The following is a 23,516-nucleotide window of genomic DNA, read 5'->3' on the forward strand; positions in this document are numbered from 1 at the left end:
GGGGCCTAGGGTCGGAGACGTGCGCACAGAACACACCTCGCGTCTCACAGTCGACAACAATCAGTTCGTCATCTGCGACGCCGACGCCGACGAGGACCTAGTTCTCCCAGCATCTGAGGCCAACTCGCTGGTGGCGCACGATGTCGGCGTAGCAATGTTCGTGTCTGTCATTTCCGGGGGGTATGACGGGCAGGTGAACGTAACGACAGTTGCGTACGGCGACGAGCCACCTCTCATGCGGAACTGGGAAGACGTGGTCGAGGTGAGCGTCCGATGTGCGACGGGACTCATCGTCGGCGAGCTCATGGAGGGCGGTCTGATTCCGCTCGTCGAAGGCGGTGGCGACTACCGCCTCCGCGTCAGTGCCCGTGGGCGCGACCTGGCAGCGGCGCGCGACCTGGAGGACGACGACGAGGTCGACATCGATCGGGTGGTCGAAGACTTCTTGATCGAGGCATGGCCCTCACCGCCCGCACCGATGAGGGTCCTCCGGGCCGACAGTCGGCTTTCCCGACCCGACGAACGGGTCGAGCTCACGGCGAACGAGCGGATGCTCGAGGGAGCCGCCATGGCAGCGTGCGTCGCCATCGGCCGCGACATCGACCGCGAGGTCGGCGCCAGGACGCTCAGCGGGGCGACAAGCCGTGTCGACGTCGAGGCCTCGCTGGTGGGGAAGCGATCGCGCTACTTCAAGTTGTTTGCCCACCTGCACGGATGGTGGGGGGCGTCGTCCCCTGGGGGAGAACTCGCCGTCGGCGGGCAGTTCTGGCTGCGTCGCCGCGACGACCGGCCGGAGCACGCCATCATGGGCAGCAGGAGCGCGGCGTCGATCGAGTGCACCTGGCTGGAGATCCGGCGCCCGTCCCACGTCGCCATGACGTGGAGCTGGCTTTGTCCCGCGGACGGTGTGGCCCGACCGACCTGGGGCGATCTCGTCCCAGTGTTCAGCCAGCCCACCCGTCTCACCTTCGACCTGGTCGAAGGAGGGTCTGGGGACAACGCGAGGACCACCGCGGTGCGGGTGACACATGAGGGCGTGCCGCGTGAGTGGGAGCAGGACCTGGTTGTGTACTGGGCCTACAAGCTCGCCGACGCCGAGCGCGTCTACGCCCTCAACTACCGCGACTGAGCTGGCGCTCACGAGACCGCGCCGGCAGGTGCGCCGGCTCGACTACAGGACGGCGACGGCCTCGACCTCGACCAGCTGGTCCGGGTAGCCGAGGACCGCGACGCCGAGCAGGGTGCTGGGGGCGTCGTGCTCACCGAAGTGGCGACGTACGACGTCCCAGGCCGCGACCAGGTCGGCCCGGTCGTGGGAGGCGACGTAAACGGTCGACTTCACGACGTCGGTGAGCCCGGCCCCGGCCGCGGCGAGGGCGGCGCGGAGGTTGACCATCACCTGCTCGGCCTGGCCGGTCACGTCCCCGACCGCCACGACCGAGCCGTGCTCGTCGAGCGGGCAGGCGCCGGCGGTGAAGACGAGGGCGCGCGCGTCCCTGGCGACCGCCGCGTAGGCGTAGGGCACCTCGTCGGCCAACGCCGGCGCCCGGACCAGCTCGACCGGGCTCACGCGAGCGACTTCTGGAAGGCCAGTGCCCGCCCGACGATCCGGTAGCCGAGCATCTCGTTGACGTCGATCATGAAGCTGTTGGACTCGGCGTTCCAGGTGTCGATCTCCTCGATCTGGGGCTCCACCTCGCGCAGCCACTGCAGCATCCCGGTCTTGAGGAGCAGGCCGAGGCGGTGGCCGCGGTGCGCGCGGACGACCGACGTGTCGTGCTGGTCGCCGAGGTGCGGACGCTCGCGGTCGACGCCGATGACGGTCTGGCCGGCCAGCTCGCCGGTCTCCCGGTGTCGCGCGACGAGGCGGTGCAGGGTGATGCCGCGCCCGACGTGCGCCTCCTCGTAGGCCCGCACGCGCTCCGCGTTGAACACCTCGTCCTCGATGTCGAGGTCGTCGGTGGGGGCGTCGTTGATCGCCGAGACCATCGCGGCCATCGCGGACAGCTCGTCGTCCGGCGTGCGCGCCGGGCACCGCACCAGCTCGTACGCCGCCGCCACGGCCGCCGCCTCCGCGTGCAGCCGGTCCACCAGCGCGGGGTCCACCTCCGCCAGCAGCTGGCGCCGGTTGACCTCGACGGCCTTCTGCTCGAAGCCGTGCCGGGCCGCGAAGGACCGCGAGAGCTCGTTGTCCCAGCCGTCGCCTCCCACCGACGTCCGGCCGGCCGCCCGGGTCCGGTCGACGAGTGCCTCGAGCAGCTCGGTCCCGTGCCCGCGCCGACGGAACGAGGGATGGACGTCCACCGTCAACCACGCGATGTGCAGGTTGTCGTAGTTGCCGACGTGCCACTCCCCCGCGGCCACGTCGTCACCGTCGTGCGTGGCGAGGAACGGAACGGCCGGCTCGCCGTCCCAGCCGTGCCGCAGCATCCCGGTCGCCGCGTGCACGGTCCGGAGGTGCTGCCAGGGCGCGTCGTGGCGGCGTACGGCGTTGCTCACGTCGACGAAGCGCGCCACCAGGCCGCTGTCGTCCGAGCCGAACTCCACGATCTCCATGACGCGAGCATGGCACCGCACCTATCGTCTCGGCACGTGAGTTCTTTGGGGCGCAAGGCGCTGCTGCTGATGATCCCGCTCAACCTCCTGCTGACGGTGTGGGTCTGGATCGGCCGCCTCGTCTTCGGGGTGTTCGGCTGGTTCGGCCTCGTGCTCGCCCCGGTCGCCCTGGTGCTCCTGGTCGCGCTCCTCGTGACCACGATCCTGGCCTTCACCCAGGAGGGCCGCCCGCGCGCGCTGACCGGCTTCCAGGCCGGCGCCCAGGTCGTCACGTGGCTCGGCATGCTGGTGTTCGGCACCTTCCTGCCCGACTTCGGCGACACCGAGGACAGCCACATCTCGCTGCTCACCCAGGTCTTCGGCCACGACGACGCGATGCTGAGCCTGAGCTACACGATCGCGACCGTCGCCGCCCTCGTCACCGTCGTCGCCTACGTCGTGCTGCTGGTCTCGCTGACCGCCGCCCGGCGCAAGGCGACGGCCGCCGTCCCCGCGTAGGGGACGACGGCCGTCGGGGTTGGTGCAGGCGCTCAGCTCAGGTTGAGCGCGGCGTCGTCCACGACGAAGCTGGTCTGGAGCGAGGCGTCCTCGACTCCGGAGAAGCTCAGGGTGAACGTGGTGCCGGCGAGCGACGAGACGTCGAACGAGCGCAGCTGGTAGCCAGCCGCCGCGTTCGCGTTGGAGTACGTCGCCAGCGTGGTCGAGCCGGCCTTGACGGTCAGCTTGTCGTAGGCCGTCGAGCCGGACTCGGCGGTGTCGATGTGCAGGTAGAACGAGTACGTCCCACGGCACCCGGCCGGGATGGTGACCGACTGGGACAGCGTGTCCGTGTGGGTCGCGCCGTAGCCGTTCATCCAGGCCTTCCAGCTGCCCGCGTGGGCGGCCTCACCGGTGCTGTTGTCCACGACGCCGGCCGACGCGGTCCACGGGGTGGCCACACCGGTCTCGAAGCCGGGGTTGCCGATGAGCTGGCCCGTGCAGCCGCCGCCACCACCGGTGGAGCAGGTCGGGTCGCCCGCCTGAGCCGGCACGCTGACCGCGTCCCACGCCGCCTTGACGGTGTTGAACTCGGTGCAGGAGCCCGGGTAGAGGTTCTTGGCCGCGGTGAGCGTCCACGTGCGGTACTTCAGGTACGACGACGTCGACGTCTTCATCAGCATCGCGTTGTACATGATCTTGGCGGCCTTCTGGATGCCCAGACCCGTGATCGAGCTGCTGTTGCAGGTCGGGCTGGTCGGCTGGCCGTCGGTGGGGCTGGTGCCCTCGGCGAGCAGGTAGAACCAGTGGTTGCCCGGACCGGCCGCGGCGTGCACCTCGGCGGTCGGGATCGTGGAGTCGTAGCAGTTCTTGTCGCCGGCCAGCGACGGGTTGTACATGTAGCGGATCGGGCCGGAGCCGACCAGGTTGACCTGCTCACCGACGGTGTAGTCCGGGCGGTCGGTCGCGTTGTTGGCGTACCACTCGGTGGCGGCGCCGAACGTGTCGGCCACGAACTCTTGGGTGCCGTTGCCGGAGATGCCACCGGGGGTGGTGTCATCTACGCCGTGGCCGAACTCGTGGGCGACCACGTCGATCGAGCCGATCCACTTGCCGCCGGTCTGGGTGTGACCGACCTGGACCTGCGTGCCGTCGTAGTAGGCGTTGACGTCGGCGAGGCCCACGCGGATCGGGACCCAGCCGCCGGAGCCGTTCATGCCGCTGCGGCCGTCCCAGGCCGAGAGCATCTGGCGCTCCTGCTCGGCGGCGTAGAACGCGTCGACGCAGCCGGTCTCGCGGCTGGTCGCGTTGCCGTTGCCCCACAGGTCGTCGGTGCCGGAGAACGTCACGTTGGTGGCGGCGTCCTGGCAGACCAGGGTGGCGGCGTTGCTGTTCTTCATCGAGTACGTCGATCCCGACAGCGTGGTCGGGATCGTGACGGTGCCGGCGTAGGCCGACGTACCCGTGCCCTCGGCGACGTGCTCCTTGGTGGCGAGCACCTTGCCGGTGAGGGCGTCGACGTACACCGTGAGGCGCGAGACCTCGCCGTTGCGGGTGCCGTTGACGGTGGTCTCCCAGGCGAGGCGGGAGGCGTCCCGCTGGAGGACGACGAGGCGGGTGGCCTCGAGGGTGGCGTCCTTGACCTGGTGGGCCGAGGTGGCGCGCGCGGCGCCCTTGCCGATGGTGGGGGTCACCGAGGAGAGCTGGGTGGCGTGCGTCTGGGCGACGCTGGTGCCCAGCACCTTGCCGGCCGAGTCCGTCCGGACCACGAAGTCGCCGCCGACGACCGGGAGGCCGCGGTAGGAGCGCTCGTAGGGGACGTACTGCAGCCCGCTGGAGGACTGCACGGGCAGGGCCCGGAAGGTGTCGTACTTGCTGGCGTGCAGCGCGGGCGGGGTGCCCTTGACGAAGCTGCTCGCCGACTGTGCGGCCAGGGCCTTGGAGTCCTGGTGTGCTGCCTGGTTGAGGGTTGCTGCCTGGCTACCGATAGGTGCCGACACCACCGCCACCGCCGAGATGAGGGCTGCTGTAAAGCCCCCAGCGACGCGTCTCTTCACTCGATCTCCTCAGTTCAGGGCTCACGAACGAGCCCACCTTCAATGGATGAGATTTGGCTCGGCTCGGAAACACATGCAGAACTTCAACCCGAGAACGTGAACCGCGCGAACTCTTGCGCCGCGCGGTGGGCATGGTCAACGGATTCGACGTGCACGAAAGTGCACTGCAGGAACCTGCAGAAATCATCGCCATGCAGGGCGACGCGGACCCGAAGGCTGAGTAGCGTCGACAGCGGGGCTCGAGCGGCCTCGTGGCGGTCGCGGGACGAGGAGGACGTGATGACCGACGTCAGCGCCGCGGGCGACGCCCCCCGGCGGCTGGCGGCCGTGGTGACGGTCGTGCTCCTGGCGGCGGCGCTTGCCGGCTGCGGCGGAAACCACGCGGGCTCGTCCGACACGCGGGCGCCGAACATGTACGACGTCGGCGGGCACGACCTCTACATGTCCTGCACCGGCGACGGCCCGGTCACCGTCGTCTACGTGCATGGCTGGGTCCAGGACGCGGGCTACGTGCCGCACGACAGCGCCACGGGGATCCGCGACCTGCTGGTCCGCGACTACCGCGTGTGCTTGTACGACCGTCGCAACGTCGGGTCGAGCGAGACCGTCGACGCCGTGCAGACCCCCGCGGACATGCTGCACGACATGGAGGCGGTGCTCCACGCAGGAGGTGTGGAGCCGCCCTACATCCTGATGGCAGCCTCGTTCGGAGGGCTCGTCGCGTCGTCGTACCTGCAGGCCCATCCGGACGACGTGGAGGGGATGGTGCTCATCGACGCGCACTTCCCGGACGAGCTGCGCCTGGATCGGCTGCTCCCGCCCGAGGATCGGTCCGTGCACTTCCGAGAGGAGGACCGGTGCTGCTCGGTGGAGCGGATCGCACAGGTCGACCTGTACCGGTCGCTCCAGCACGGCATCGGCAGCGAACCTGACATCCCCGTGGTCTACCTGGCGTCGACGCAGGACCCGCTCGACGAGAACGGGCTCGGGTCACCGAAGTACCACGCCCGCCTGCTCAGCGCGCGGAGGGCGTATGTCGACCGGTTCTCTCCGGGCATCCTGCGTGCGGTGGACGCGCCACACTTCATGGAGCCGGTCGTCCCGGACGTCATCGCCCACGCGGTGCGCGAGGTCGATCGACTCGCAACCAAGCACTGAATCGTCTCGCGCCCGAGCTCACTGCTTGGCCGCGGCCACCTGCATCAGCGTCGTTCCCTCGCACGTGTCGGAGCTCCGGATGGCCCACGTGCCCGCGTAGCCGTTGCCGGACCAGGTGGCCTCGGCGTCGTCGTGCTCGGCCTCACCCTGCGTGGCCACGAACCCGGCGTCCTCGAGATCGTGCTGCATGAAGGGCAGCACCTTCTCGAAGTCCGAGCCGACCTGCGCGGTCACGGCCAGGCCACCACCGGGCACCTCCTCGGTGGCGGTGACCACGGTGCCCGGCGGGAAGGGCCAGTTCTTCGGGAAGGTGCCGTCGCTGGGGACGGATGCCGGAGACAGGCTCTGCATGCACGCGGGGACGGGCGCGTCCTTCGCCTCCGACGATCCCCCGCACGCCGACGTGAGCGTCAGGCCCAGCGTCGCCAGCACCATCCCGGCGACGCGGGGCCTGACGGTCCCCGTCATCGGTCGTACTTCGCGAACAGCGTCCGGCCGGACAGCTGCCGCAGGATCGCGCCGTGGTTGACCAGCCCGTTGTCCGCCACCTTGTCGCTGGCGACGCAGTCGCTGGCCTTGTCGAGGGCCGGGCTCACGCAGCCGTCGGCGAACCCGACCATCACATGGCCGGTCCGGTCGATGGTGATGCCGTCGAAGTCGAGCAGGTTGCGGCACGGGTTGCTGCCGCCGGAGTTCCAGACGCAGCCGCGCTGCACCGGGTCGTGGGGGGTCGCGTTGACCATCGTCCACGTCGCGCCGCGGTCGTAGGTCGTGGCGACGTAGAGGTGCCAGGCGCCGCCGGTGAAGGTCGTGCCGTCGGCGGACTTGCCGAAGGACGCCGCCTGGGTCGAGCCCGGGGTCTTCGTGCCGAGGAACGCGACCGACGCGCGGTTGCCGTCGCCGGCCACGACCATCGCGAACTCGGTGTTGCGGATGCCGGCGAGGCTGCCGATGTTGAGGTTGCGCGTCCAGGTCTTGCCGTGGTCCCGCGAGATCGCGACGCGTGCCTCGCCGGTGCCGTCGGCGTAGGAGACGTAGAGCGTGTTGTCCTTGCCGATGCCGACGTAGGGGTCGGACTGACCCGCGATGCTGCCTGGGATGGTGCGGACCTTCCACGTCTGCCCGCCGTCGCGCGAGACCGAGACGCCCTGGCGGTCGCCGCAGATCGCGTTGGGGACGTACGCCGTGCCGTCCGGGCCGACCTGCACGTGGCCGTGGATGCCCGAGCACTCGGTGCTCCACAGCGCCACGGGCGAGCCGAAGGTGACACCGCCGTCGTCGCTGCGCGAGCAGTAGGCCTTGCCGAGCAGCAGGGCCCCGCCCTGGCTGCAGTAGTAGACCGCGTGCGGGTAGCTCCCGGACATGCCCTGCGGGTAGGGGCCGCCGCCGATGGTCTGGTGGTCGAAGCCGTTGATGCCGGTGCCGCAGCCCTGGGAGGGCGTGGCGGGCGAGGCGAAGTCGTCGTCGGAGTAGGCCGTCGCGGAGCAGGCCAGGTAGAGCTGGCTGACGAGGGTGCGGCCCGTGGTGTGGTCGGTCCAGCCGATCGGGTCGAGCGAGATCTTGTTCGACGGGTCGGTCGGGTCGGTGTTGACGTTCTCCCAGGTCGAGGTGCGCGCCTTGTCGTCGAACGTGACGACGTACTCGTCGGTGTTGGAGGTGAAGAGTGTGTGGCCCGACTTCCAGTTGTTGCCGATGCTGGGCTCGCCCGCGTTGTCGGCGACCCCCGCCGGGGCACTGAACTGGTGGTAGGTCGGCGCCGTGGCCTTCGAGGTGGCGACCTTGCCCGGCTTGATCGTGTACGCCGTGGCCGAGCCGGTGTAGACGGTGCCGGTCGGCGGGTTCTGGAAGGCGCAGACCAGCACGTTGTAGGTGCCGGGGGTGCGGGAGGTGACGTTGATGCCCTCGAGGTTCTGCGACCCGTCGGAGGCTGCGACCAGCTTGCCGTCGGGACCGTAGAGGTACATCGCGAGGTCGTTGGTGGTGTTGGCGCCGGCGTCGTCGGTCCACTTCACCGAGAAGCGCACGAGCGTCTCGTAGCCCTGCGGCAGGCTCTTGGGGAAGGACACGTGCACCTGGTGCTGGCTGTTGAGGGTGGGGTTCGCCGGGTCGCAGGCACCGGTCGGGTCGTCGATGCCGACCTGGCCCCACACCAGGCCGGAGTTGCCGTTGTTGAACGGCGCGTTGCCCTGCCACGCGGTCCTGACGTGTCCCGGCGACGACGGCACGGTGATGGTGGAGGCATCGACCGAGGCCGGGGCGGACGGGGCGATCGCCATGAAGGCTGCGGAGGCGGCGAGTGCCACGCCCCCGACGAGCAAGCGGCGCTGAAGAAGAGACATGCGGAGGTCCTTCGCAAGGCGGGCGACGTCACCGACGGATGGGGCGACGCCACGGGATGCTGGCACAACGACGCCGCGGCCGCGAGGTTATCGCCGGGGTGGACCAGTCGATCAGAGGCGCTCGATGATGGTCACGTTGGCCTGACCCCCGCCCTCGCACATGGTCTGCAGCCCGTAGCGACCGCCGGTGCGCTCGAGCTCGCCCAGGAGCGTGGTCATCAGGCGGGTGCCGGTGGCGCCGATCGGGTGGCCCAGGGCGATGCCCCCGCCATTGACGTTGACCTTCTCGTGCGGCACGTCGAGCTCCTGCATCCAGGCGAGCACGACGGACGCGAAGGCCTCGTTGCACTCGAAGAGGTCGATGTCGTCGACCGTGAGGCCGGTGCGCTCGAGGGCGTGACGGGTGGCGCGGATCGGCCCGGTGAGCATCCAGACCGGGTCGTCGCCGCGGACCGAGAGGTGGTGGATGCGCGCCCGCGGGGTCAGGCCGTGGTCGCGGACGGCCCGCTCGGACGCGATCAGCATCGCAGTCGAGGCGTCGCAGATCTGGCTGGCCACCGCCGCGGTGATCCGGCCGCCCTCGGCCAGCGGCTGGAGCGCCGCCATCTTCTCCAGGCTCGTCTCGCGGGGGCACTGGTCAACCGCAACGTCCCCTACGGCTTCGATCTCGCGGACGAACCGGCCCTCGGCGATCGCCTGCCGAGCCCGGTCGTGGGAGGCCAGCGCGAACGCCTCCATGTCCTCCCGGGAGATGTCCCACTTCTCCGCGATCATCTCCGCCGAGCGGAACTGGCTGACCTCCTGGTCGCCGTACCGCGCCTGCCAGCCGGGCGACTCCGCGAACGGCGTGGAGAAGCCGTAGGGCTGGCCGGCCAGCATCGCGGCCGAGATCGGGATCGCCGACATGTTCTGCACTCCCCCGGCGACGACGAGGTCCTGCGTGCCGGACATGACGCCCTGCGCGGCGAAGTGCACCGCCTGCTGCGACGAGCCGCACTGCCGGTCGATGGTGACGCCGGGGACGTGGTCGGGCAGCCCGGCGACCAGCCAGGCCGTGCGGGCGACGTCGCCGGCCTGGGAGCCGATCGTGTCGCAGCAGCCGAGGACGACGTCGTCGACGGCGCCCGGGTCGATGCCCGTACGGCGCACCAGCGCGCCGATCGTGTGGGCCGCGAGGTCGGCCGAGTGCATCCCGGCCAGCGCTCCCCCACGCTTGCCGACCGGGGTGCGGACGGCGTCGACGATGTAGGCCTCAGGCATGTGAGATCCCGTCCAGGAGGATGCGGAGGTACTGGTCGGCGACGTCCTCGTGCGAGAGCGAGCCGCCCGGGCGGTACCACCGGACCGCGACCCAGACGGTGTCGCGGATGAAGCGGTAGGTCAGCTCGATGTCGAGGTCCGCACGGAGCGCGCCGGACGCGACGCCCTCGGTGAGCAGCGTGATCCAGACGTCGCGGGACTGGGCGTTGCGCTCGGCGAGGTAGGCGAACCTGTCGAAGCCGCCGAGGTAGTCGGCCTCGTTCTGGAAGATCGCGACCTCGTGCCGGTGCTCGTGGATCGCCCGGAAGGACAGCCGCACCGCCTGCTCGATCTTGGTGCGCGCGTCGGCGTCGCTCCTGAGCACGGCGTCGTAGTCGGCGAAGAGCTGCTCCTGGAAGGACGACAGGATCTCGTCGACCATCGACTCCTTGGAGTCGAAGTGGTGGTAGAGGCTTCCGGACAGGATCCCCGACGCCTCGGCGATGTCGCGGACCGTCGTGTTCTTGAAGCCCTTCTCCGCGAACAGGCCGGCCGCGATGGCCAGGAGCTCGTCCCGTCGATTGCCCTCGGTGGTCGAGCCTGTCGAGACCCTAGGCATGTTGGCTACTCACGGAGACGACCTCACCGGTGAGGTACGACGCGTAGTCACTGGCCAGGAACACCATCACGTTGGCAACCTCCCACGGCTCGGCCGCCCGGCCGAACGCCTCTCGCTGCATGAGCTCGTCGAGCAGCTCGTCGGACGTGACCTTGGCCAGGAACGGGTGCATCGCCAGGCTCGGGCTGACCGCGTTGACGCGGATCCCGTGCGGCGCGAGGTCGAGGGCCGAGCAGCGGGTCAGCGCCATCACGCCCGCCTTCGCGGCCGCGTAGTGCGCCTGCCCCTCCTGCGCCCGCCAGCCGATCACCGAGGCGTTGTTGACGATCACGCCCCGCTTGCCCGCCGCGACCATCCGCTGCCCGGCCGCCCGCACGCACCGGAAGGTGCCGGTCAGCGTGATGTCGAGGACGCGCAGCCACTCCTCGTCGGTCATCTCCAGGACGTTGGCGGTGCCGCCGAGCCCGGCGTTGTTGACCATGAGGTCGACCCCACCGAGCTCGTCGGCCGCGTCGAGCAGCGCGCCGACCTGGCCCTCGTCGGTGACGTCGCAGACCAGCTGGCGCACGCGGTCCGCGCCGAACTCTGCAGCGAGCGCCTGCTCGGCCTCGGCCAGCCGCCGCTCGTGGGTGTCGCTGAAGACGACCGCGCGGGCGCCCTCCTCGAGCGCGCGGCGTACGACGGCGGCGCCGATGCCCGCGCCGGCCGCGGCGGTCACGACGACCACCTTGCCGGCGAGCAGGTCGTGGCCGGGCACGTACGGGGGTGCGTGCTGGGGTGCGGTCATCCGCGAGCCTCCCGGGGTAGGCCGAGCACGCGCTCGGCGAGGATGTTGCGCTGGACCTCGTCGCTGCCGCCGTAGATCGTGTCGGCGCGCGAGAAGAGATAGAGCCGCTGCCACTCGTCGAGCTCGTACGTCGCCCCCGGTCGCGCGGTCAGGCCGGCCGGACCCAGGACGTCCATCGCGAGCTCACCGAGGCGCTGGTGCCAGCCAGCCCAGACCAGCTTGGCGATCGAGTCCGCTCCGGCAGGACGGTCCGTGCCGCCGAGGGAGCGCAGGGCGTTGAGCCGGATCACCTCGAGCTCGACGGTGGCGCGGGCGAGCCGGTCGCGCAGCAGCGGGTCGTCGAGGGTGCCGTTGCCGCGCGCGACGTCGACGAGCGCGCCGAGCTCGCGGGAGAAACCGACGATCTGGCCGAGCACGGACACGCCGCGCTCGTGGCCGAGCAGCGACATCGCCACCGCCCAGCCGCGGCCGGGCTCACCGACGACGAGGTCGGCGTCGGTGCGGGCGCCGGTGAAGAAGACCTCGTTGAACTCCGAGCCGCCGGTCAGCTGCTCGATCGGCCGCACCTCGACGCCCTCCTGGTCGATCGGCACCAGCAGGAACGACAGCCCCTCGTGGCGCCGCGACCCGGGCTCGGTGCGCGCGAGCACGAAGATCCAGTCGGACTCGTGGGCGTTGGAGGTCCACACCTTCTGCCCGTCGAGGACCCATGCGTCCCCGTCCCGGCGCGCCTTCGACTGGACGTTGGCCAGGTCGGAGCCGGCGCCGGGCTCGGAGTAGCCCTGGCACCAGAGCTCCTCGACGGCGCGGATCCGCGGCAGGAACCGCTCCTGCTGGGCGGGCGTGCCGTGCTCGATCAGGGTCGGGCCGAGCAGCTCCTCACCGAGGTGGTTGACGCGTGCGGGGGCGTCGGCCCGGGCGTACTCCTCGTGGAAGATCACCTGCTGCCACAGGCTCAACCCACGGCCACCGTGCTCGGTCGGCCAGCCCAGGCAGGTCCAGCCGTGCGCGGCGAGGTGCCGGTTCCAGGCGAGCCGCTCGTCGTGCGCCTCGTGGTCGCGGCCGGCCCCGCCGAGGCCCCGGAGCGCGGCGTACTCGCCGCTCAGGTGCTCCTCGAGCCAGGCGCGCGCGTCGGCGCGAAAAGCCTGGTCCGCCTCGGAGTAGGTCAGGTCCACGGGTGGTAGCCTACCAAGCAAATGCTTGGTACGCGCACGTTGCCCGCCCTGCTCCGCTCCGCCGCGGAGCGCTTCGGCGACCACCCGGCCTACGTCGAGGAGGGCCGCACGCTCTCCTACGCCGGCCTGCTCGCGCGGGTCGAGGCGACGGCCTCGGCGTACGTCGAGGCAGGCGTCCGCGCCGGCGACCGCGTCGTCCTGTGGGGACCCAACAGCACCGCGTGGGCGATCGCCGCGCTCGCCGTCTCGTACGCCGGGGGCGTGCTGGTCCCGGTCAACTCCCGGTACGTCGGGCCCGAGGTCGCCGACGTCGTGGCCCGCACCCATGCCGTGCTCGTCGTCCTCCACGAGGGCTTCCTCGGCCGCGACCAGCGTCGCGAGCTCGCCGACGCCGGGGTCACGGCCCGGGTGGTCGACCTGCACGAGGTGACCGATCTCGAAAGGCTCGGTCAACGGACGGCCGGGGGTGCCCTACCCGAGCCCGGGCCCGACGACGTGGCTGACATCCTGTTCACCTCGGGCACGACCGGACGGTCCAAGGGCGCGATGAGCGCCCACCGGCAGACGATCGGCGTGGCCGACGCGTGGGCGACGCTCGGTGGCGTGACGGCCGAGGACCGTTACCTCGTGGTCAACCCGTTCTTCCACTCCTTCGGCTACAAGATCGGGATCGTGGTCGGGCTGCTGACCGGCGCGACCCTCTACCCCGTGCCGGTCTTCGACGTCGAGGCCACGATGCGGCTGATCGAGTCCGAGCGGATCACGCTGCTGCCCGGCGCGCCCACGATCTACCAGTCCCTGCTGGCCGCTCCGGGCCGCGCCGACCACGACCTCTCCTCCCTGAGGCTGGCGGTGACGGGCGCAGCCGTGGTGCCGGTGGTCCTGATCGAGCGGATGAGGCAGGAGCTCGGCATCGACCACGTGGTCACGGCGTTCGGGATGACCGAGGCCGTGGTCGTGACGATGTGCCGCAAGGACGACTCGGCCGAGACCGTGGCGACCACGTGTGGGCGGGCGGTCCCCGGCATGGAGACGCGGATCGGCGACCAGGGCGAGCTGTTGGTCCGCGGCGACCACGTGATGTTGGGCTACCTCGACGACCCGGCCGCCACGGCCGAGGCCATCGACGCCGACGGCTGGCTGCACACCGGCGACGTCGGCACCCTCGACGCGGCCGGCAACCTGACGATCACCGACCGGCTCAAGGACATGTACATCTCCGGCGGCTTCAACGTCTATCCCGCCGAGGTCGAGCAGGTGCTGGCCCGGATGGAGGGCGTGGCGGACGTCGCGGTCGTGGGCGTGCCCGACGACCGGCTCGGCGAGGTCGGCACGGCGTACGTCGTGGTCTCGGCGGGCACGGCCGGGCCCGACGACGTGCTCGCGTTCGCCCGGGAGCGGCTGGCCAACTTCAAGGTGCCGCGGCACGTCGAGGTGGTCGAGGCGCTGCCGCGCAACCTGTCCGGCAAGGTGCTCAAGACGGAGCTGAGGAAGCGATGGACCTGACCCTCTCCGAGGCCGAGGTGGCGTTCCGCGAGGAGGCGCGTGCCTGGCTGGCGGCGAACGTGCCCGCCGAGCCGCTGCCCTCGATGGACACGGCCGAGGGGTTCCGCGCCCACCAGGCGTGGGAGGCGCGCCTCGCCGAGGCCCGGTGGTCGGTGGTGTCGTGGCCCGCGGCGTACTCCGGTCGCGAGGCCTCCCTCGTGGAGTGGGTGCTGTTCGAGGAGGAGTACTACCGCGCCGGTGCGCCCGGCCGGGTCTCGCAGAACGGCATCTTCCTGCTGGCGCCGATCCTCTTCGAGCACGGGACGCCGGAGCAGCAGGAGCGGTTCCTGCCCACCATGGCCACCGGCGAGCGGATCTGGGCGCAGGCGTGGTCCGAGCCCGAGGCCGGCTCCGACCTGGCGTCGCTGCGCTCGACGGCCCGTCGGGTCTCGGCAGGCTCGACCACCGGGGAGAGCGGCTGGCTGCTCAACGGGCAGAAGACCTGGTCGTCGCGGGCGGCCTTCGCCCACTGGGGATTCGGCCTGTTCCGCTCCGACCCCGAGGCGCAGCGGCACGCGGGGCTGACGTACTTCCTCTTCCCGCTGGACGCCGAGGGTGTGACGGTCCGTCCGATCGCCCAGCTCGACGGCGAGGCCGGCTTCGCCGAGATCTTCTTCGAGGACGTCTTCGTGCCCGACAGCGACGTACTGGGGGCGCCCGGCGACGGCTGGCGGGTCGCGATGAGCACCGCCGGCAACGAGCGCGGCCTGTCGCTGCGCTCCCCCGGCCGGTTCTGCGCCGCCGCCGACCGGCTGGTCCAGCTCCACCACTCGTTGGTCGAGCCTGCCGAGACCGCCGACCGCGTCGCCGACGCCTGGATCAGGGCGCAGGCCTACCGGCTCTACACCTGGGGCACGGTGACCCGGCTGGCCGAGGGTGGCGACGTCGGCGCCGACGGGTCGGTCAACAAGGTCTTCTGGTCCGAGCTCGACATCGCGCTGCACGAGACCGCCCTCGACCTGCTCGGGCCGGACGCGGAGGTCGAGTCGGCCTGGCTCGACGGCTACACCTTCGCGCTGTCCGGGCCGATCTACGCCGGCACCAACGAGATCCAGCGCAACATCGTGGCCGAGCGGATCCTCGGCCTGCCCAGGGAACCACGGGGCGAGCCGAAGGGGGCGGGTCGATGAGGTTCGCGCTCACCGATGATCAGCGCGACTTCGCGGCCTCGCTGGAGGCGCTCCTCGCCTCCTCCGACACCGTTGCCGTCGCTCGCGCCTGGGCCGACGGTGACAGCGGCCCGGGGCTCAAGCTCTGGGCGCGGCTGGCCGAGCAGGGCGTCACGTCGTTGGCCACCGACGCGAGCCCGGTCGAGCTGGTCATCGCCTTCGAGGCGCTGGGGCGCCACGCCGTGCCCGGCCCCTGGGTCGAGTCCGCGGCGTACCTCCCCCGCGCCTTCGGCCACGAGGTCGACGGCATCGCGACCGTCGCACTGCCGCCGCACGTGCCCTGGGCGCTCGACGCCGACGTCGCCGACCAGGTGTACGTCGGCAGCACGCCGATCGCCGGCGTCGGCGCGATGCGGGTCTCGGTCGACCGGACCCGGCGGCTCTTCGAGGTCGCTTCGTCGGTCGAGCCTGCCGAGACCAGCGAGCCCGCCTTCGACCTGGCTGTCCTCGCCACCTCGGCGCAGCTGCTGGGCTGTGGCGAGCGGCTGCTCGCCGACTCGGTGGCCTACGTGAAGCAGCGTCGCCAGTTCGGCCGCGAGATCGGCTCGTACCAAGTGATCAAGCACCGGCTGGCCGACGTGCACATCGCCCTGGCCTTCGCCCGCCCGCTCGTCTTCGGAGCCGCGCTCGGGGAGGTGCCGGCGTCGGCGGCCAAGGTGGCGTGCGCGGACGCGGCGTACCTCGCCTCGCGCACGGCTCTGCAGGTGCACGGCGCTGTCGGCTACACGCAGGAGCTCGACCTGAGCCTCTGGATCACGAAGGTCCGCGCGCTGGTCACTGCCTGGGGCACCCCCGCCCACCACCGCGCGGCCGTGCTGGCGGGGCTCTGATGGAGTTCGCGCTGACAGCGGAGCAGGCGGAGCTCGCGGCGACCGTCCGGTCGTTGCTGGGCAAGCGCGGCGACGCCCGCGTCGCGATCTACGACGAAGCGTTGTGGCAGACCCTGTGCGAGCAGATCGGCGTGGCGGCGCTGGGGATCCCCGAGCACTACGGCGGCGCGGGGTTCACGCTCTTCGAGTCGCTGGTCGCGCTCGAGGAGGTCGGCCGGTCGCTGGTGCCGTCGCCCCTGCTGGCCTCGCTGGTCACGTCCGAGGCGCTGCTGGCGGGTGGCTCCGAGGAGGCCCGGGCGCGGCTCCTCCCGCGGCTCGCGGCCGGCGAGGTGGGGACGTTCGTCGAGGGGGCGGACGCGCGGGACGTGCTCGACGGCGACCTCGCCTCCGTGCTGGTCGTGGCCTCCGGTGAGGACCTGTTCGAGGTCGACCCCGCCGCCGCCGAGCGGACGTGGACACCGACGATGGACCAGACGATCCGGCTGGCGACGGTGCACTGCGACCCTGCCACCGCCACCCCGATCGGTGACGGCGGCGCCGCGCGGTCGCGTGCTGCCCTGGTCGGCGCCGTGGGGGTCGCGGCCCTCCAGACCGGACTGGCCGCGCGCGCCCTCGACATGACGGTGGCCTACAGCAAGGAACGGGTGCAGTTCGGGCGCCCGATCGGGTCGTTCCAGGCGCTCAAGCACCGGATGGCCGACCTGCTCGTGGTCGTGGAGATGTCGCGGTCGGCGTCGTGGGCCGCGTCGTACGCCGTGGCCACGCATGCTCCCGACGCCGAGCGGCTGGCCCACGTCGCCAAGGCCTACTGCTCGGACGCGCTCGCCCGGGTCGCCGCCGAGACGGTCCAGATGCACGGCGGGATCGCGATCACGTGGGAGCACGACGCCCAGCTGGTCTTCAAGCGGGCGCACGCGCTCGGGCAGCTGTTCGGGTCGGCGGCCTCGCACCGGGCCCTCGTGGAGCTCTGACCTCCGGCAGTCATCGAGGGCCACGCAACGTCCACAGGCATCCCCCGGACAAGCCCTCGCCGCCGGCCTGTGGAGATCAAGCAGCGCTGTCGACGCCCCCTGTTGTGCTCGAAGCTCCCAGCCGACAGGAGCCACCATGACCGCAACAACCCGGCACGAGCACAACCCGCACGAGCGCCCCACCTGGATCGTCCAGAGCGTGTTCTGCAACGAACGCCCGTGGACCGACTTCGCCTACACGATCGGACTCGCCGACCGCGGCGTGGCCGAGCTGCACCTCCGCTGCCACGCCAGCCTGGGTGACGACCCCGCTCCCGACTGGCGGTTCAGCGCCCAGGACATGTGTCGCATCCTCAACGAGATCGCCTTCCGACTGCTCGAGGGTCGTGTTGCCGTGGGTGACTCATGGACCCATGAGTACGACGACGGCCTGGCCCGGGTCACCTTCCAGCTCGACCCGCCGGAGGATCGTGAAGACCTCGAGGCGTTCGGAACGGACGCCGGGGCGACCGTGCTGCCCGTGCGCTGGTCGCTCGAGCGCACACCGCGCGGCCCGCGCACGGCTCTGACGACTGAGGAGCGGGCACGCCTCCGAATCCAGCTCAAGCCTCTGCGTGACGGCTCGAGGTCCGCAAGGATCCCCGGGGTCTGGCGATCGACCGGACGCGCATCCTTCGACCCCTCCCAGCGCTACGGCCCCCGCACGCCCCTCGTGCTCGCGCGAGCTGGCCAGATCTGGTCCGCGGACGAAGAGACGATGGCGGGCTTCCTCACCCTCGCGTTCGACGTCGAGATGGGCGGCAAGGCGATCTGGCCAGCGGTCGTGGCCGCCTCCGCCGGACGCTCCCTTGGCCTCGACGACGCGGTCGAGGAGCTTCGTCAGGACGTGATCCGCACGGTCGGGGCGTCGCACCCCGGGCGCACGACCGACACCTGGGCCCGCACCGTGGACCTGTTGCTCGGCGACGACGCAGATCGGCTGGAGCGCGACCGCTTCAGCGATGCCCTGACCCGGCTGTTCGCCGATGCCTTCCTGTCGGCCCTGGCAGCTGAAGTGCTGGGCGAGGACGCCGGGACGAGGGTGCGGCTCGCGGGCCTCGGACCGTGGTTGTCCGCGACCTTGCCCGAGGGCACACCGCCGGGCACCGAGTGGCTGGCGAGCGGTGAGGTGATCGCGGCGGCCGAACGCCTTGTCGACGGATTGGCGCCGTTCCAGAGGATCGCAGTGGCAGCCCGCCACGCCATCTCCTACGAGGAGGACCCTGAGTACGCGCGCGTCGTGGACATGCTCATGGGTTGGGCCGTGACGTCCGCTGCCTGCGCACCGGTCATCTCAGGCACGTCGCGTTGGTGGTCGTCTTGCCTGACCTCGGCGCTCACGCACCGGATGCGGCTCTCGCCCGACGAGGTCGAGGTGTTCGCGCGTCCGGCCGCCGACCTCGCGCCCGAGCTCCTCGACCTCCTCCACAGCCCCATCTGAATGAGCGCGCGAGCAGGGGGTTTCACCGGAACTGGGTGAGGGACAGGACGTTCCCATCGGGATCGGCGAACCACGCGACACGATCGCCGTTCGGGGTCGTCCACACGCCGTGGGCGTCCTGCCCCATGCCGTCGTAGCGAGCGAATGCGACCCCGCGGGATTCCAGTCGCGCGACGGTCTCACTGATGTCCATCACCCGCCAGCCGAGCACGGTGTAGCCCGGGTGGGCGACCTCGGCGACGGCCGTGACGCGCAGCATCGTGCCATGGGCATCGAACACGCATGCGTACGCGCTCTCATCGACAACGGGGAGCCCCAGCGTGGCCTCGTAGAAGGAACGGGCCCTGGCCAGGTCCGTCGTCGAAGCGAAAGCAATCACGTCACTGGCTGCTAACACGGTGGACCCCTCAGCGTCGGCACAGTCTGGCAATCGAGTGTGTCGCACGAGGGCGTCGCTCGGCAGTCCACTCTCTGCAAGAAAGTCTGACTCACTAGAACGCTTGTCGTTCGAACGTCTGTTCGATAGAATGAGTCATGGCTCTCGGACCCGTCGACTCCCCCGGTGACATCCTCACTGCGGCCGAGCGCGCGCTCCGGGCCAAGCGGGCCGCCGAGGCCGAGATCCTCTGCCTGGCCGTCGCCTGGGCCGACCAGCACCCGGGCGAGACCATCGGACAGTTCGGTTACACGCCGCGCGGCGGCGAGCAGGCGGTCCGGATGGGTGGCGAAGGGACGCCCGAGGTCGCCGACCTCTGCCCCGCCGAGCTCGGCCTGAGCCTGGAGATCCATCCCATCGCCGCGCGCCACCTGATCGCGGACGCGCTCGACCTTCGGCATCGGCTCCCCAGCTTCTGGACCGCCGTCGTCCACCACCTCGCGATGCCCGACTGGGTGGCCCGCAAGGTCGCGTCCCTCACGCGTGGCCTGACGTCGCTGCAGGTCGCCGAGGTCGACCGCGCCCTGGCCGACGTCGCTGCCACGCTGCCGCCGTCACGGCTGCTCCGCACCGTCGAGGCGATGGTGCTGGCCGCCGACAACGAGACGGCCGACCGCGAGCGCGAGGGAGCCACTGACACCCGCTTCGCCACCCTCGACCGCGAGCCGAAGGCCGGCAACCGTCACCTCTACGCCCGGCTCGAGGACACCGACGCGCTCGCCCTCGACGCGACGATCGCCCGGGTCGCCGAGCTGCTCGCCGCCGAGGGCGACGAGGCGGCGATCGACGTACGCCGCTCCAAGGCGCTGGGCATCCTTGCCAACCCCGAGCACGCGTCCGAGCTGCTCGCGGGTCGCCGCCCGTCAACACCACACGGAGCGCCGGCCGTCCTCTACCTCCACCTGACCGAGACCGACTTCACCCGCGACGCCGACGGGGTCGCCCGCTTCGAGCAGGACGGCCCGATCACGCTGGCCCACGCGCGCCACATCCTGGGTCACCGGCACGTCACCATCAAGCCGGTCATCGACCTCACCCAGGAGCTCTCGTCCGACGCCTACGAGTTCACCGGCTCACTGCGCGAGGCGGTGCTCCTGCGCACGCCCGCCGACTGCTTCCCCTACGCCGTGGCCACCACCGGCCGTCGCGACGTCGACCACTCCGTCCCCTTCGACCCGCACGGCCCTCCGGGGCAGACCAACACCGGCAACGGCGGCCCGTTGACCCGACATCACCACCGCATCAAGACCCATGGCCGGATGAGCGTGCGGCAACCCTGGCCCGGCCTCTACGTCTGGCGCACACCTCACCGCCGCTACCGCGTGACCGACCATCGCGGCACCCGCACGATCTCGACTCACATCGGCGACTGTCTCTTCGACGGCGACGACATCACGCAGGGGCTCGCGCTGCTCGTCCTCGACGCGCTCTGATCACGCCACGGGTCAGCGCGCGGTCTCCTCAACCAGGAGGATCCGGTTGCCGTCGGGGTCGCGGAAGTACGCCATCGGCGGCACCGGGCCTTCACCACCCATCACGTCCTCGAACTCGACCCCGCGCGAGCCCAGCTCCGCCATCGCCGCCTCGAGGTCGGGCGTGTCGAAGCCGAACGGCGACCTGCCACCGGGCTGCGGGTCGTCCTCGCCCATCGGCGGGACGAGGGCGATCACGGTGTAGGCGCCCGCAGGAGCCACCTCGACCCACCGGAAGCCCTCGCCGAACTCCGTGTCCGTGCGCACCTCGAAGCCCAGCTTGTCGCGGTAGAACGCGAGTGCGCGATCCTGATCGGTCACCGCGAGATAGACGGTGCCCACACCGGGGATGTGCTGGCCGGAGGCGGTCATGCGGATGCTCCCATCGAGTCGGAGCTGTCCACCCTAGCCAGCCGAGACTGGGGCAGACTGGCCGCATGACGCAGCCGGTGCAGGTGTTCCGACTCGACGACCTCGTCGCCGCTGACCCGACGCCGGGGATGGAGCGCAAGCTCGCGTTCGAGCTCCCGATGCTCTGGGCCGGCCAGGTCGTCACCGCCCCCGGCGCCGTCTCCGGCTGGCACCACCACGACGTCAACGAGTCCAGCCTGTACGTCGTATCGGGCATCCTGCGGCTCGAGTTCGAGGGGTACGACGGCCACCTCGACGCGCACGCCGGCGACTTCGTCCACGTCCCCGCGTTCACCGTCCACCGCGAGAGCAACCCGACCGACCTGCCGTCGCTCGCCGTGATCGCACGCGTCGGCGGCGGGATCCCCACGGTCAACGTGGACCGCTGATCCGGGCCGTTGTCTCTGGTTCTCCTCAAGGGTCCCGCATGCCTCCCCCAAGGTTCGCCGTAGTCCCTTGTTGAGGTGGGACCCGCTTGGAAGTCTTCTCTCATGGGGGCCGGCAGACCGGTTCTGAAGCCCGGACCAGGAAGTGAGCACCATGAAGACCGCAACCGACATGCACTCCGTCGCGAATCCACGTCGCGTGACCTGGTCCGGGCAACCCCGCAACACCCAGGGCTGAGAGCCCACCCCAGACCCCGAGCGCCCGGTGTTCGGCCCGGACATGACCCCCGTGCATGTCCGACCGACACCGGGCGTTCGGCATGCCGGACGGCGCCTACTGCACGCGCACTGCCGCCGACGCCTTGGACTGGGTGATGTAGCCCGGCTTGCCCACGGTGACGATGACGCGCACCAGCTTGTGGGCGTCGGTCTGCCGCACGCGGTACGTCGATCCCGTGGCGCCCGGCACGTCGACCCCGGCCACGGTCCACTGGTAGATCACCGTCTCGGGCGTCGCCGACCACGTCCCGGTCGACGCGCTCAGCCGACGACCCGCCACCGTGATGACCGGCCGGCTCACGGGCCTGATGTGCGCGGGCCGGATCGTGACCACCCTCGAGGTGGCGACCAGGTCCTCGTAGCCCGACAGGTGCGCGGTGATCTGCAGGGAGACCCCACCGCCGACCGTGCTGGCATCGGGGAAGTAGCGACAGTCCGTGGCCCCTGGGATCGGCGCGCCGTCGAGGAGCCACTGGCAGTCGAGCTTCGTCGGCTGTGGCTCGATCGACGCCGACTTCAGGGCCATCCTCTTGAACGCCGTCCCCGATCCGCTGATCGCGACCCCGGCCTTGAGCGCCAACGTGCCGGGCAGGGGCGCGTCGCCGTACCCCGTCGTGATGCTGTTGGGCCGGAAGAACTCGCGCAGCGCAGTCACGGTGACGGTGATCCGGTGACCCGGGTCGTCGGCCGTGACGACGTGGCCCGTGCAGTCACCATCGACGGCGGCTCCGTCACGGAACCACTGACAGGACTGGTCGTCCTGCGTCGGCGTGTACTTCAGGCGGGTGATGCCGAGTCGGGATCCAGCGCTCAGCTGGCCGGTGATGGCAAAGCCCTTCGCATCGACCGAGAGCTCCTGCTCCGGCATCAGGACGACGTCGTACGCCAGGGGAGCGACCGAGCCACTGACACGGGCTCCGTCGACGGTCACGTGCAACGCCTCGTCCGCAGCCAGAGCCCCGGCCCCGGGCAGTCCGGCGAGGTCCCACGCGAGCGTGGTGGCGGTGCTGTCGTCGATGACACGTGCGTGGGTCACGGGAAGCTGGGCCCCTCCCGCGTCGGTCACGACGACCGTGGCCGCACTGAAGTCGATCTCCCCGGCGACGCCGGTCAGGGACCATCGTCCGCCGGGCTCGAGCGCCATCGGGAAGTAGCCGGCGCTCGGCCAGGCACGGAGCGCCGTGCCCGGCACGGCGAGTCCTGTGGACTCAGGGGCGACCAGGACACGTGCCCCGTCCGCAGCCCCGATGCCGAACGTCGGGTCCTGAGTCGGGGCGAGGATCCTGCGCCGCCACGTGAGGTCGGGATCTCCGGCGCCGGAGACCGCGTCCGTGATCAGGCGGAGCCGCCGCCCGATGGCGCCCACACCATCTCGGGAGCCGGCGAGTCCATCCGGCGTTGCACAGTGCGCATCGGCGGGCGGGTCGCTCCGGAAGGTCCCCGCCGCCGCCGTCATCAGGGCGGCCGCCCGAGCCTCGACGGTCAACACCTCCGGCCAGGCGGACACCCCGAGATGAACCAGGTCGCGCAGCTCGTCGACGACGTTGTTCGCCTTGCCGGGATCGTTCCTCGAGGTGCCCGGGCTGCAGGAGGCGACGTCACCGTCCCAGTAGAAGCGCTGGTCCATCTGGTCGACGATGCGCTTGTAGACATCGATCTGCACCTTGTCGCGATCGGCGTTCGTCGCCACGGTGACCGTCGGTCCCGGCTCAGCCCGCTCATGCCCCGGAGGGCCCTCCGTCCCCGACGCCGGCAGCACCCCACCGGCGAGACCCATCATCAGTGTCGTGGCAGCGGCCAGCGCCGCGCTCCCCCGTCGCATCACGCCGGGAACCGTAAAGTAAAGAACCGGCCCCCGTCACCGGAATGCCGTGATGACGCCAGGTGGTCCGGTCACGCCAGCCGCTGGATCCTCCGCATCATCGAGACGCTGGGGAAGTTCTCGGTGCGCACGTGCTCGAGCAGGACCTCCGCGTAGACCGGCACGTCCTCGGGCGCGAGCAGGGATTCGATGATGTCGAGCGTCGTCGAGGACGGGAACCGCTCGGTCCCCACCTTGGAGATGAGCGCCTCGAGCATCTCGGTCCGGACGTCGTAGCTGGTGTCGTTCGGCATGGGTTCCTCCGTGAA

The 23,516-nt window shown here is 70.9% G+C and carries 23 protein-coding genes; 10 read left to right on the plus strand and 13 right to left on the minus strand.

Features of this window, described 5'->3' with window-relative positions; genetic code table 11:
* Window positions 1–19: 19 nt before the first annotated feature.
* Window positions 20–1,129, plus strand: a complete 1,110-nt coding sequence (locus EJF31_RS06175) for an SRPBCC domain-containing protein (RefSeq protein WP_125036242.1) — start codon at window positions 20–22, stop codon at window positions 1,127–1,129.
* Window positions 1,130–1,171: 42 nt separating this feature from the next.
* Here the strand turns inward: EJF31_RS06175 and EJF31_RS06180 are convergent, their stop codons facing one another.
* A complete protein-coding gene (locus tag EJF31_RS06180) occupies window positions 1,172–1,570 on the minus strand; it encodes a RidA family protein (RefSeq protein ID WP_125036243.1) in 399 nt (132 codons plus the stop codon).
* Entirely contained in the window at window positions 1,567–2,556 is a 990-nt protein-coding gene (locus EJF31_RS06185; RefSeq protein ID WP_125036244.1) for a GNAT family N-acetyltransferase, read from the minus strand. Before EJF31_RS06185 ends, EJF31_RS06180 begins: the two co-directional genes overlap by 4 nt.
* 36 nt (window positions 2,557–2,592) lie before the next feature.
* On the opposite strand from EJF31_RS06185, the gene EJF31_RS06190 reads away from it, so the two are divergent.
* Window positions 2,593–3,054 carry a hypothetical protein gene (locus EJF31_RS06190; protein ID WP_125036245.1) on the plus strand — a complete coding sequence of 154 codons (462 nt, stop codon included), beginning with the start codon at window positions 2,593–2,595 and terminating at the stop codon, window positions 3,052–3,054.
* Between the two features lie 32 nt (window positions 3,055–3,086).
* Here the strand turns inward: EJF31_RS06190 and EJF31_RS06195 are convergent, their stop codons facing one another.
* A complete protein-coding gene (locus tag EJF31_RS06195; protein WP_221767480.1) occupies window positions 3,087–5,090 on the minus strand; it encodes a M4 family metallopeptidase in 2,004 nt (667 codons plus the stop codon).
* Between the two features lie 279 nt (window positions 5,091–5,369).
* Between EJF31_RS06195 and EJF31_RS06200 the strand changes: the two genes are divergently transcribed.
* A complete protein-coding gene (locus EJF31_RS06200) occupies window positions 5,370–6,248 on the plus strand; it encodes an alpha/beta fold hydrolase (RefSeq protein WP_185736156.1) in 879 nt (292 codons plus the stop codon).
* A gap of 18 nt (window positions 6,249–6,266) precedes the next feature.
* Here the strand turns inward: EJF31_RS06200 and EJF31_RS06205 are convergent, their stop codons facing one another.
* From EJF31_RS06205 to EJF31_RS06230, 6 genes are all read right to left on the minus strand, one after another.
* On the minus strand, window positions 6,267–6,716 hold the full coding sequence (locus EJF31_RS06205) for a hypothetical protein (protein WP_125036247.1): 450 nt from the start codon (window positions 6,714–6,716) through the stop codon (window positions 6,267–6,269).
* Entirely contained in the window at window positions 6,713–8,587 is a 1,875-nt protein-coding gene (locus tag EJF31_RS06210) for a glycoside hydrolase (RefSeq protein WP_125036248.1), read from the minus strand. The genes EJF31_RS06205 and EJF31_RS06210 overlap by 4 nt, the downstream gene beginning before the upstream one ends.
* A 111-nt stretch (window positions 8,588–8,698) precedes the next feature.
* Window positions 8,699–9,847, minus strand: coding sequence for an acetyl-CoA C-acetyltransferase (locus tag EJF31_RS06215; RefSeq protein ID WP_125036249.1), 1,149 nt, complete (start codon window positions 9,845–9,847; stop codon window positions 8,699–8,701).
* Complete coding sequence (locus EJF31_RS06220; protein ID WP_125036250.1) at window positions 9,840–10,445, minus strand: TetR/AcrR family transcriptional regulator; 606 nt, start codon at window positions 10,443–10,445, stop codon at window positions 9,840–9,842. Before EJF31_RS06220 ends, EJF31_RS06215 begins: the two co-directional genes overlap by 8 nt.
* On the minus strand, window positions 10,438–11,232 hold the full coding sequence (locus EJF31_RS06225; RefSeq protein ID WP_125036251.1) for an SDR family oxidoreductase: 795 nt from the start codon (window positions 11,230–11,232) through the stop codon (window positions 10,438–10,440). Before EJF31_RS06225 ends, EJF31_RS06220 begins: the two co-directional genes overlap by 8 nt.
* Window positions 11,229–12,407: an acyl-CoA dehydrogenase family protein gene (locus tag EJF31_RS06230; protein ID WP_125036252.1), complete on the minus strand. Its 1,179-nt coding sequence runs from the start codon at window positions 12,405–12,407 to the stop codon at window positions 11,229–11,231. The genes EJF31_RS06225 and EJF31_RS06230 overlap by 4 nt, the downstream gene beginning before the upstream one ends.
* 21 nt (window positions 12,408–12,428) lie before the next feature.
* Between EJF31_RS06230 and EJF31_RS06235 the strand changes: the two genes are divergently transcribed.
* From EJF31_RS06235 to EJF31_RS06255, 5 genes are all read left to right on the plus strand, one after another.
* Window positions 12,429–13,913: a FadD3 family acyl-CoA ligase gene (locus tag EJF31_RS06235; protein WP_125036253.1), complete on the plus strand. Its 1,485-nt coding sequence runs from the start codon at window positions 12,429–12,431 to the stop codon at window positions 13,911–13,913.
* Window positions 13,904–15,082: an acyl-CoA dehydrogenase family protein gene (locus tag EJF31_RS06240; protein ID WP_125036254.1), complete on the plus strand. Its 1,179-nt coding sequence runs from the start codon at window positions 13,904–13,906 to the stop codon at window positions 15,080–15,082. The genes EJF31_RS06235 and EJF31_RS06240 overlap by 10 nt, the downstream gene beginning before the upstream one ends.
* On the plus strand, window positions 15,079–15,951 hold the full coding sequence (locus tag EJF31_RS06245; protein WP_125036255.1) for an acyl-CoA dehydrogenase family protein: 873 nt from the start codon (window positions 15,079–15,081) through the stop codon (window positions 15,949–15,951). Before EJF31_RS06240 ends, EJF31_RS06245 begins: the two co-directional genes overlap by 4 nt.
* Window positions 15,951–16,922, plus strand: a complete 972-nt coding sequence (locus EJF31_RS06250) for an acyl-CoA dehydrogenase family protein (protein ID WP_125036256.1) — start codon at window positions 15,951–15,953, stop codon at window positions 16,920–16,922. Before EJF31_RS06245 ends, EJF31_RS06250 begins: the two co-directional genes overlap by 1 nt.
* A 136-nt stretch (window positions 16,923–17,058) precedes the next feature.
* The gene (locus EJF31_RS06255) at window positions 17,059–18,402 is read left to right on the plus strand and encodes a hypothetical protein (RefSeq protein ID WP_125036257.1); all 1,344 of its coding nucleotides are present in this window, start codon (window positions 17,059–17,061) and stop codon (window positions 18,400–18,402) included.
* A 22-nt stretch (window positions 18,403–18,424) separates the two neighbouring features.
* Here EJF31_RS06255 and EJF31_RS06260 read toward each other — a convergent pair whose 3' ends face one another.
* On the minus strand, window positions 18,425–18,799 hold the full coding sequence (locus EJF31_RS06260) for a VOC family protein (protein ID WP_125036258.1): 375 nt from the start codon (window positions 18,797–18,799) through the stop codon (window positions 18,425–18,427).
* A 137-nt stretch (window positions 18,800–18,936) separates the two neighbouring features.
* Between EJF31_RS06260 and EJF31_RS06265 the strand changes: the two genes are divergently transcribed.
* Window positions 18,937–20,271, plus strand: coding sequence for a hypothetical protein (locus EJF31_RS06265; RefSeq protein ID WP_125036259.1), 1,335 nt, complete (start codon window positions 18,937–18,939; stop codon window positions 20,269–20,271).
* 12 nt (window positions 20,272–20,283) lie between these two features.
* Here EJF31_RS06265 and EJF31_RS06270 read toward each other — a convergent pair whose 3' ends face one another.
* On the minus strand, window positions 20,284–20,682 hold the full coding sequence (locus EJF31_RS06270; RefSeq protein ID WP_125036260.1) for a VOC family protein: 399 nt from the start codon (window positions 20,680–20,682) through the stop codon (window positions 20,284–20,286).
* Window positions 20,683–20,747: 65 nt separating this feature from the next.
* Here EJF31_RS06270 and EJF31_RS06275 point away from each other — a divergent pair, with 65 nt between their 5' ends.
* The gene (locus EJF31_RS06275) at window positions 20,748–21,110 is read left to right on the plus strand and encodes a cupin domain-containing protein (RefSeq protein WP_125036261.1); all 363 of its coding nucleotides are present in this window, start codon (window positions 20,748–20,750) and stop codon (window positions 21,108–21,110) included.
* A gap of 331 nt (window positions 21,111–21,441) precedes the next feature.
* On the opposite strand, the gene EJF31_RS06280 is transcribed toward EJF31_RS06275, so the two are convergent.
* Complete coding sequence (locus EJF31_RS06280; protein ID WP_125036262.1) at window positions 21,442–23,211, minus strand: hypothetical protein; 1,770 nt, start codon at window positions 23,209–23,211, stop codon at window positions 21,442–21,444.
* A 68-nt stretch (window positions 23,212–23,279) separates the two neighbouring features.
* Complete coding sequence (locus tag EJF31_RS06285; protein WP_125036263.1) at window positions 23,280–23,501, minus strand: hypothetical protein; 222 nt, start codon at window positions 23,499–23,501, stop codon at window positions 23,280–23,282.
* Between the last annotated feature and the right edge of the window lie 15 nt (window positions 23,502–23,516).

This window comes from Nocardioides sp. LS1 (assembly GCF_003865225.1).
Taxonomy (GTDB): Bacteria; Actinomycetota; Actinomycetes; order Propionibacteriales; family Nocardioidaceae; genus Nocardioides; species Nocardioides ginsengisegetis.